We start from the raw sequence: 8937 nt of genomic DNA on the forward strand, positions 1-8937 counted from the left end.
CGCCCCCCACCGTGCCGCCCCGCCTGGCGGGGGTCGACGGCGGGCTCTGCGTCCGCGTCGCGGACGGAGGCGAGGTGGCCGACGTGCGGGTGGGCGCGGACGTGCCCGACCTGACCGGGCTGGCCTCCACCGGCAACGGCGGTGCCGGGGTGCTGGCCGACCACGTGCTGGTCGAGCCCGGTCGGGGCGCCGTCGTCGAGTCCGTCGCCGCGCCCGGCGCCACCGGCGGCGCGGTCTCCGTCGTCACCGACCTGGGCCGGCGGTACGTGCTCGCCGAGGCCGAGGTGCTGCGGATGCTCGGCTACCGGGACGTGCGGCCGGTGCGGCTTCCCGCCGGTCTGGTCGCTCTGGTGCCGGCCGGCAGCCCGCTCGACCCGGCCGCCGCCCGGGCGGTCGCCGCCCCCGCCTGAGCTGTCGCCACCGGTGGCCGTGGGGCGCGACGGTCAGGGCAACCGGGCCACCGTGACGAACTCGTTGTACGTGAAGAGCTTGCCGAAGGCCCGGGGAAACGGGAACGAGTACTGCCGCACGACGCTCAACCCGAGGTCACGGGCCGCCTCCGCCGCCTCGACGAAACCGACGAACCGCACGTGCGTGGCGTCGCTGGCGTACCCCCGCTCCTGCGGGGTGATGAAGACGACGGTGCCGCCGGAGCGCACGAACGGCAGGTAGGAGGAGACCACCTCCCGCGCCTGACCGGCGGGCAGATGCTCCAGCAGGTGCGCGGCGAGCAGCGAGTCGAAGGCGTCCGGTCTGGCGTGCGCGGAGCCGAAGAACTCCTCCACCGTGTACGCCTCGTGCCCGGCGGCCCGGGCGTGGGCGATCGACGTCGGGTTGTGGTCCACCCCGACCGCGTCGGCGCCGAGGTTGGCCAGGTTGCGGCCGAGCCCGCAGCCCACGTCGAGGGTACGGCCGAGGTGGAGCCGGCGCAGGTTCCACCGGTACGGCGCCTGCACGTCGAGCAGCTGTTTCCAGCGGGCGCCACCGAGGCGTTGCAGCCGCTGGGTGTAGTCCTCACCCTGGGTGCTCGCCGCAGCGTCCTGACGGATGCGGTCCATGCCGGCCCCTCTGCCTGTCGTGGATAGGGAACAAGGGTGCTCGCGCACCTTCCTGCGGGCGTACGCGCACCGCGCGCCGCTGCCCCCCGTACCCACCGAGGCGGGTCCGCGAACGATGCTACGGAGGAGACGGCCTCCCGTCAGCCCCGTACGCCAGACGTTTCGGCGTGGCGTGGTCGGTCCGCACCCTGGCCGGCCGGGAGGCTCCACGGTCCCGGGGCGCGGTTTGCCGCCGGTGGGGCCGGGTAACCGCCGGCGTGCGTTTTCCCCTCTTCGTCGACGCGGTGGCCCGCCGGGCACAGCTGCGCCCCGAGCAGGCCGCCGCGATCTCGCGGGCCGTGCTGCGGACGGTGGCCGAGCGGGTCCGGGCCGGTGAGGCCGACGACCTGGCCGCCCAGCTCCCCGACGACCTGAGCGCCTACCTGGGCGGGCCGGCGGGCCCGACCGGGGTCGAGCAGGCCGGCACGTTCGGGCCGGTGGAGTTCCTGCGCCGGGTGGCCGATCGCGCCGGGGTGGAGCCGGCGACCGCGCAGGTCGGTGTCCGGGCCGTCTTCGCCACCCTGCGGGAGGCGGTGACGGTTGGCGAGTTCCAGGATCTGATGGCGCAGCTGCCGGACCGTCTCACCCGGGACGTCGACCCCGCGCCGCCAGGGCCCCACGAGGGGTGACCCCGTAGCGGCACACCGGTCGTCTCAGGCCTGCGGCGGGTCCGCCAGGTCGGTCGCCGCCGGCTCCTGCGGGTCGGCGACCCACGCGGAGAAGACCGGCACGCCGTGCCACGGCCCCGTCCCGCCCCGCCGGTCGACGGCCACCGCCACCACCGCGTACGGGTGACCGAAGCGCAGCTCGGCGATCCGGGCCACCCCGGGCGGGGGCATGCTCAACAGCGCGAACGCCCCGGTGACCGCGGCAGCCTCGAAGCCGTACCGGCCGTAGCGGGCCATCGCGGCCTGCCGCACCTCGACGTCCAGCTCCGCCCCGCCGAGCAGACCGCCCAGCCCCCGGGCAGCCGCCGGGAAACCGAGCGCCGGGGCGGTCAGGTCGTGCTCGTCCGAGGCCGACCAGCAGGGCAGCACCGCGTGGTGCCGTTCCTCCCGGCCGTCGGGGGCGAACGTGTGCACCGGTTCCTCCCGCAGCGACCAGGCGGGCCCGTCGCCGAGCGGCAGGTCGAACAGGTTCCGGCGGTCGGCCGGCGGGGCGTCGTCGACCGCGGCGGCAGCCGCCTCGTACGCGGCGGCGAGCACGGTGGTCGGGCGGACCGCCGGGTCGGCGACCACCGACACCACCACCAGCCCGGTGTCGTCGCTCGTCACGGCCGGCGCGGCGTGCACGGCGACGTCCTTGGCAGGGCCGGCCGACGCGATCCACGCCCGGTGCCCGTGCTCCGGGGCGCGCAGCACCTGTCCGAGCCGTCCCGCCCACGGGCTGGCCGCGCCGAGCGCCGTGCCGGGGGCGAGGTGGAACGGGTCGGCCCAGGAGATCCGCGTGGTGAGGGCGCTGGCCAGGGCCAGCAGTACGCGCGGCGTGACGGTCAGCGGAAACCGGTCGATCAGGCCGAGGGTGTGTTCCCGCGCCCAGGCGTCCAGCCCGGCCTGGTCCGGCAGCGGCCCGGTCGCCGTGCTCCGGGGCAGCGTGGCGCGCCAGGCGGCCAGCGGCGGCGGGTCGTACCCGACGCGGTGCCAGACCGCGGTGGCTGACGGCACCAGCGGGTGCGGCGCGTCGAGCAGGGTGGCGGCCAGCGCGGCGGCGGTGGCCGCGTCCACACCGAGGGCGTCGTCCAGGTCGGCGCGGGCCGGACCGGTGGCGGCCGGGGCGGCCAGCGCGAGCAGCAGCCAGGCGCCGAGCGGGGAAGCCACGTGGTGCCGGTCGCCGATGCCGGCGTGCAGCCGGGCGGCGTAGTGGGCCAACGGGCCGTGCAGGGTCGTCGTCATGCCCTCCACTGTGCCCACCGTCGGCGTCGGGGTCACGCGCGGGCTAGGCTGCCCGCCGTGGCAGGTCTGTTGAGGAACGTGGCCGTCCGACTGGGTCGGGTGACCGGGAGGGTGGCCGCACCCGGCCCCGCTCCGGTCCCGGTCCCGGCCCAGGTGGCCCGCCGCCGCCAGGTCAGCGCCCTGCAGCGCCGGGAGCTGACGTACGCCCCGGAGCTGGACGGCCAGGCCGATCCCGGCGAGATCGTCTGGACCTGGGTGCCGTACGAGGACGACCCCCGGCAGGGCAAGGACCGCCCGGTGCTGGTGGTGGGCCGGCACAGCCGCACCCTGTTCGGCCTGATGCTGTCCAGCCAGGGGGAGCGCGACGGCCAGCGGCACTGGCTGGCGCTCGGCCCGGGGAAGTGGGACCGGGACAGCCGGCCCAGCTGGGTACGCCTCGACCGGGTGCTCACCATGCGCGAGGACAGCATCCGCCGCGAGGGCGCGGTGCTGGACCGGGCCCGGTTCGACCGGGTCGGGCAGGCGCTGCGCGCCGGCTACGGCTGGCGCTGACCCGTTCGGACGCGACGCGCCCGTCAGCACTCGGCCAGGCGCGGGGTCTCGGTGAGTTGCCGGGGGGCCCGGCGACCGGCGACGCCCTTCGCCTGGTACATGGCGGCGTCGGCGACGCTGAGCGCCTCGGCGAGCTGGGTGGGCCCGGTGACCGGGGCCAGGCCGACCGAGGCGGTGACCCGCAGGCTCCGCCCGGCCAGCGGGATCGGCGCGGCCATCGCCTCGCAGAGCCGTCGGGTGGCGTGGTCGATCCAGCGTCGGTCGACGGTGGGTGTGGTCAGTAGCCCGGCGAACTCGTCCCCGCCGAGGCGGGCGACGAGGTTGTCCCCGGCGAACGCGGTCAGTCGCTGGGCGACGCAGACCAGCACCTGGTCACCGGCGGCGTGGCCGTACCGGTCGTTGACCTGCTTGAAGTCGTTGAGGTCGAGCACCACCGCGATCAGCGGCTGTCCGCCCGCGTCGGTGAGCAGGCTCGCCGCGATGCGGTAGAACGCCCGGCGGTTGGGCAGCCCGGTGAGCGGGTCGTGGCTGGCGGCGTGGCGTTCCGCGGCGAGTTCGGCCTGTAGGTGGGCGATCTCGGCCTCCGCCCGCAGGGCGCGGCGGCGCAGCTGCCACAGGGACGCCAACGCGCCCGCCGCGGAGATGCCGGAAGCGACACTCAACGGATCCGGCACGAGACCTCCCTCGCGGCGTCGGCTCAGGGCCGGACGGCGTCGGCCGGTACGCCGTGCCGGGCCTTCGTTTCTCCAGGTGGCTGCCCGATGGGGTAACCGTCAGTGAGCGGGTGGGTACCGCGCACGTGCGTTATCATGCTCGCTGTCCGATGCAGATGCAATAGCAGATGCACGTGCAGCACAGCCCTTCCGGTGCCGCGCCCCCTCTCGCCGCGCCACTGTCCACCCGCGACACCGGGGCCCTTCACCGCACAGAAAGACCCCTCATGCAGCAGCCCGAGAACGGCGTCCCGGTAACCCAGCTCCCGCCGTTGCGGTGGCAGAAGAGCCGGCGGAGCAATCCCAGCGGCAACTGTGTCGAACTGGCCGAGCTCCCCGGCGGGGCCGGGATCGCGGTCCGCAACTCGCGCCACCCCGAGGGACCGGCGCTGATCTACACGATGGACGAGATCGCGGCCTTCGTCCTCGGCGCGCGCGACGGGGACTTCGACAACCTCATCGGCTGACCCGTCGTGGTCCCTCCCAGGATGCCAACCATCTGCCGGACCAGTGCACCTCACCGTCGGTCCATGGCATGCTTACACGTCGGCCGAGCCGGGGCGGTCGGTCGACGCAGGCTGCGCACGCGGAGGGCGGCACGTGACGATGGCTATCGCGGAGGAGGGCCCGGCCACCGGGCCCACCGTGCTCCGCATGCTGCTCGGGGCCCAGTTGCGGCGGCTGCGCGAGGCCCGCGGCGTGACCCGGGAGGGCGCCGGCTGGGAGATCCGCGCCTCCGAATCCAAGATCAGCCGAATGGAGCTGGGTCGGGTCGGCTTCAAGGAGCGCGACGTCGCCGACCTGCTCACCCTCTACGGGGTCACCGCCGCCGAGGAGCGGGAGGCGCTGCTCAAGCTCGCCCGGGAGGCCAACAGCCCCGGCTGGTGGCACCGCTACGGCGACGTGCTGCCGAGCTGGTTCCAGTCGTACCTGGGCCTGGAGGCGGCGGCCTCGCTGATCCGCACCTACGAGGTGCAGTTCGTCCCCGGGCTGCTGCAGACCGCGCAGTACGCGCGCGCCGTCGTCCTGCTCGGCCACCGGCACGCCTCGGCCGAGGAGGTCGACCGTCGGGTCGAGCTGCGGCTGCGCCGCCAGGAACTGCTGCGCCGCGACCGGCCCCCGCAGCTGTGGGCGGTGGTGGACGAGGCGGCCCTGCGCCGGCCGATCGGGGGGCCGGAGGTGATGCGCGGGCAGGTGGACGCCCTGATCGAGGCGACCCGGGCGCCGCACGTGCGGCTCCAGGTCGTCCCGTTCGCCGCCGGTGGGCACGCCGCCGCCGGAGGCGCCTTCACCATCCTGCGCTTCGGCGACGACGACCTGCCCGACATCGTCTACATCGAGCAGCTCACCAGCGCCATCTACCTCGACAAGCGGGAAGACCTCGACTACTACGCGGTGGCGATGGAACGGCTCTGCGTGGAGGCCGAGCCGCCGGAGCGCACGCCGGAGATCCTGGCCCGGTTGCGTGACGAGCTGTACCCGTAGTCGTGCCCGGTCGGGGCCGACGGGACGCCGGCACCCCTACGATGGTCCGCGACCGGTGGCCCTCCCGGTCATCGCCGCCCCACCCTCGCCACCAGGGCCGCCGCCCGGGCCAGCCGCGCCGGGCCGTGCGGGCCCGTCCTGGCGCGCAGGGCGACCGCCTCGTCCAGCAGGCCGACCGTCTTGACCTCGCCGAGGAAATGCGTCAGCAGTTCCCGCGCCAGCGCGGCGAGCGGCGCGTCCGCGTCGGTGGCGGCCTCCGCGAGGATCAGCGCCGTGGTGGTGGTGTCCAGTTCGGGTGGTCCCTCGGCGCTGTTGCGCCAGTCGATGACGACCGGGGCGTCGTCGGTGAGCAGGATGTTCTGCGGGTGCAGGTCGAGGTGCAGCACCCGGTCGGCCGGGTCGCGGGCCAGCCGGGCCGGCAGGGCGTGCAGCCGCCGGTGCAGATCGGCCAGGACGTCGGCGCCGGTGCGGACGTCGACCTCACCGGCGCGTAGGGCCTCGGCCAGGGTGGGGCCGGACAACCGGGTCAGCTCCAGTTCGGACCCCTCGGCCCGCCACACCTCGGGCACCGGGTACCCGAGGCGGTGCAGGTACCGCATCACCTCCGCCTCGGGCCGTACGTCCCCGCCGGCGCGGTAGCGGCGCAGCACGCGGTGGGCGTCGAGGGCGTAGACGTCGGCGTCCCGTCCGGAGGCGAGCGGCACCGTCACCGGTCCACCGTATGCCTCTGCCGGCCACCGCGCTGCCCCGACCGACCGGCCTCGCCGGGGCATGCGTCGATGGCGTGTCGCCCGGGAGGAGACATGCCGGTCACCCCGGGCCCGGCAAGCCCGATCGGCGGGTCAGGAGAGGGTGGCCCGGACGACCTCGCCGGGTTCCGCCCCGGCGCGGGCCACCGGCGTGCCGTCCGGCCGCCACACACCCGAACCGCCGGCGCTGCGCGGGTAACGGCTGCCCGAGTTCCCGGCGAAGCTCGCCGTGGCCACCCACACCCCGTGCGTGGCGGCGACGAGCCGGGCCCGTTCGTCCGGCACCGCCGCGTCGTCGGGTGCCTCCAGCACCCCGGCGAGGTAGCAGTCCACGCCGAGGGCGACGGTACAAGCCGCGTGCGCGGCCACGCCGGTGTCCTTGCAGATGGCCAGACCCAGCCGCCAGCCGTCCACGTCGACGACCGCCGGCTCGTCGCCGGCCGCGAACCGCGCGGCCTCCGCCCCGGTGAGGAACATCTTGCGGTACGCCACCTGCGCGCCGTCCCCGTCGACGGCCAGCATCCCCAGGTACGCCCGTCCCGCGTCGCCGACCGGCGCCCCGACCAGGGCGACCGCGCCCGTGGCGGCGCACGCCTCGACCAAGGGTGCCAGCCGAGCATCGTGCGTCGCGAAAACCGGGGCGTCCAGTTCGTACCCGGTGAGGGAGAGTTCCGGGAAGACCACCACCCGGGCGTCGGCGGCGCGGACCAGCGCCGCGTGGGCCGCCGCGTTGGCCCCGACGTCGTACGGGACGCACTCCGGCTGGGCGACGGCGAGGCTGAGCGGCGTACGCATCGGCGGGTTCCTCCGTCCGGTGGGGCGCGGCCGTGGTCGACAGGCACGACGCCTCGTAGTTTTGTTCCATGATCCTGGCATCTCCGGCGCTCAGCCCGACCACGGCCCTGTCCGCTTCCGCACCGCCCTCCGATGGGCCGGTGGGCTGGGTCACCGGCCTCGTGGAACGGCTCGGAGGCCCGGGCGCGGGGCTGGCGGTGGCGTTGGAGAACCTCTTCCCCCCGATCCCGAGCGAGGTGATCCTGCCACTCGCCGGGTTCACCGCCGCCCAGGGCAGGATCAGTTTGCTCGGGGCGATCCTCTGGACCACGCTCGGCTCGGTGGTCGGCGCCTGGGCGCTGTACGGCATCGGTGCGGCCCTGGGCCGGGACCGGGTGCGGGCCGTCGCCGCCCGGCTGCCGCTGGTGAAGCTCAGCGACGTCGACCGGACCGAGGCGTGGTTCCTCCGGCACGGCGTGAAGGCGGTGTTCTTCGGGCGGATGATCCCGATTTTTCGCAGCCTGATCTCCATCCCGGCCGGGGTGGAACGGATGCGAATCGGAACATTCCTGCTGTACACCACGTTGGGCAGCCTGATCTGGAACACCACCTTCGTGATGGCCGGGTACCTGCTCGGCGACAACTGGCACCTGGTCGAGTCGTACGCCGGCTCCTTCCAGCGGGTGGTCATCCTCGTCTGCGTGGCCGCCGCCGGCTGGTTCGTGGTCTCCCGGGTACGGCGTGCCCGCCAGGCCCGTTCCGCGTCTGTGCCGGTGGAGGCGGACGAGGTGGCGCGGGGGGTGGTGCCGGTGGAGATGAACCCACCGGGCCGGGGGACGGTCTACCGGGCGTCCTCGTGGTCCCGCGACGACTGACCGTCCGCACCCCGACACCGGGCGCGCACGCCGGGCCGGCCGTTCCCGATGTGGTCCACTGTGGTCGTCGGTGGTGGTCGATCCCCTCGGCCCCGGCGGCCACCGCCGGCCGTACAGTTTCGCCATGACCGAGATCAGCGCCCAGGTCGACCTGGCCCACCCGGCCGACCGGGTCTGGCGTGCGCTGACCCAGCGGGAGCTGCTGGTCCGCTGGTTCGCCGAGGTCGGTGCGGACGCCGGTACGCGGGACCGGCTGCTGCTGCACACCACCGGCCTGCCGGGCTTCGACGTCGCCGTCGACGCGGAGGTGGTCGAGCACCGCGAGCCGGAGTCGCTCGTGCTGAGCTGCGACGAGGCCGGTCGGCTCAGCCAGCTGACCTGCACCCTGACCCGCACCGTCGAGGGTTGCCGGCTGTCGGTCACCGAGACCCTGGAGCACGGCCGGTGGTCCGCCGAGCAGCGGGCCGACCGGGAGCGTTACTACCAGCACGCGGTGTCGGGCCGGTTGCCCGCCATCCTCGACTGGGTGGCCTTCCGGGAGGTCGACCTGCGTCGCGCCGAAGGCCCACCCACCGCGGAGCTGCCGGTGGCCACGCTGCTCGGTGACCCGGTGCGGGGTCGCCGTCGCCGGTCGGTGTGGCTCGCCGCCCTGGTCGGGCTGGCGCTCGTCGCCGTGGCGGCGGTGTGGGCGGTGCTGCCGACGCGACCGCGACCCGTCGCCGCGCCCGGTCCGGTGCCCGCACCACCGTCGTCGGCGACCGCGTCGAGCCCGCCGCCCCGGCCCGCCGCCTCCTCCGCCC

At 75.2% G+C, this 8937-nt stretch carries 12 protein-coding genes; 7 read left to right on the forward strand and 5 right to left on the reverse strand.

All coding sequences use genetic code 11. The features are described from left to right. On the forward strand, positions 1-410 hold a 410-nt coding region (locus E1165_RS26160; protein ID WP_207917044.1), incomplete at its 5' end, for a type VII secretion protein EccB. Positions 411-443: 33 nt separating this feature from the next. On the opposite strand, the gene E1165_RS26165 is transcribed toward E1165_RS26160, so the two are convergent. Then, the gene (locus E1165_RS26165; RefSeq protein ID WP_132394390.1) at positions 444-1058 is read right to left on the reverse strand and encodes a methyltransferase domain-containing protein; all 615 of its coding nucleotides are present in this window, start codon (positions 1056-1058) and stop codon (positions 444-446) included. A gap of 257 nt (positions 1059-1315) precedes the next feature. Between E1165_RS26165 and E1165_RS26170 the strand changes: the two genes are divergently transcribed. Beyond that, positions 1316-1726 carry a DUF2267 domain-containing protein gene (locus E1165_RS26170; RefSeq protein WP_132394391.1) on the forward strand — a complete coding sequence of 137 codons (411 nt, stop codon included), beginning with the start codon at positions 1316-1318 and terminating at the stop codon, positions 1724-1726. Positions 1727-1750: 24 nt separating this feature from the next. Here the strand turns inward: E1165_RS26170 and E1165_RS26175 are convergent, their stop codons facing one another. Then, on the reverse strand, positions 1751-2989 hold the full coding sequence (locus E1165_RS26175; protein ID WP_132394392.1) for a hypothetical protein: 1239 nt from the start codon (positions 2987-2989) through the stop codon (positions 1751-1753). Between the two features lie 57 nt (positions 2990-3046). Here E1165_RS26175 and E1165_RS26180 point away from each other — a divergent pair, with 57 nt between their 5' ends. Beyond that, positions 3047-3541, forward strand: coding sequence for a type II toxin-antitoxin system PemK/MazF family toxin (locus E1165_RS26180; protein ID WP_132394393.1), 495 nt, complete (start codon positions 3047-3049; stop codon positions 3539-3541). A gap of 23 nt (positions 3542-3564) precedes the next feature. Here E1165_RS26180 and E1165_RS26185 read toward each other — a convergent pair whose 3' ends face one another. Continuing rightward, positions 3565-4215: a GGDEF domain-containing protein gene (locus E1165_RS26185; RefSeq protein WP_132394394.1), complete on the reverse strand. Its 651-nt coding sequence runs from the start codon at positions 4213-4215 to the stop codon at positions 3565-3567. Positions 4216-4481: 266 nt separating this feature from the next. On the opposite strand from E1165_RS26185, the gene E1165_RS26190 reads away from it, so the two are divergent. Beyond that, positions 4482-4721: a DUF397 domain-containing protein gene (locus E1165_RS26190; protein ID WP_132394395.1), complete on the forward strand. Its 240-nt coding sequence runs from the start codon at positions 4482-4484 to the stop codon at positions 4719-4721. A 139-nt stretch (positions 4722-4860) separates the two neighbouring features. Next, entirely contained in the window at positions 4861-5739 is an 879-nt protein-coding gene (locus E1165_RS26195) for a helix-turn-helix transcriptional regulator (RefSeq protein ID WP_243704999.1), read from the forward strand. A gap of 68 nt (positions 5740-5807) precedes the next feature. On the opposite strand, the gene E1165_RS26200 is transcribed toward E1165_RS26195, so the two are convergent. Then, positions 5808-6449: a phosphotransferase gene (locus tag E1165_RS26200; protein ID WP_132394396.1), complete on the reverse strand. Its 642-nt coding sequence runs from the start codon at positions 6447-6449 to the stop codon at positions 5808-5810. Positions 6450-6581: 132 nt separating this feature from the next. After that, positions 6582-7283 carry a carbon-nitrogen hydrolase family protein gene (locus E1165_RS26205; protein WP_132394397.1) on the reverse strand — a complete coding sequence of 234 codons (702 nt, stop codon included), beginning with the start codon at positions 7281-7283 and terminating at the stop codon, positions 6582-6584. 68 nt (positions 7284-7351) lie between these two features. Between E1165_RS26205 and E1165_RS26210 the strand changes: the two genes are divergently transcribed. Beyond that, a complete protein-coding gene (locus E1165_RS26210) occupies positions 7352-8137 on the forward strand; it encodes a DedA family protein (RefSeq protein ID WP_132394398.1) in 786 nt (261 codons plus the stop codon). 124 nt (positions 8138-8261) lie between these two features. Continuing rightward, positions 8262-8937, forward strand: a 676-nt coding sequence (locus E1165_RS26215; protein ID WP_132394399.1) for an SRPBCC domain-containing protein, incomplete at its 3' end; no start/stop codon positions are given.

Source organism: Micromonospora sp. KC723 (genome assembly GCF_004348595.1).
Lineage (GTDB): Bacteria > Actinomycetota > Actinomycetes > Mycobacteriales > Micromonosporaceae > Micromonospora.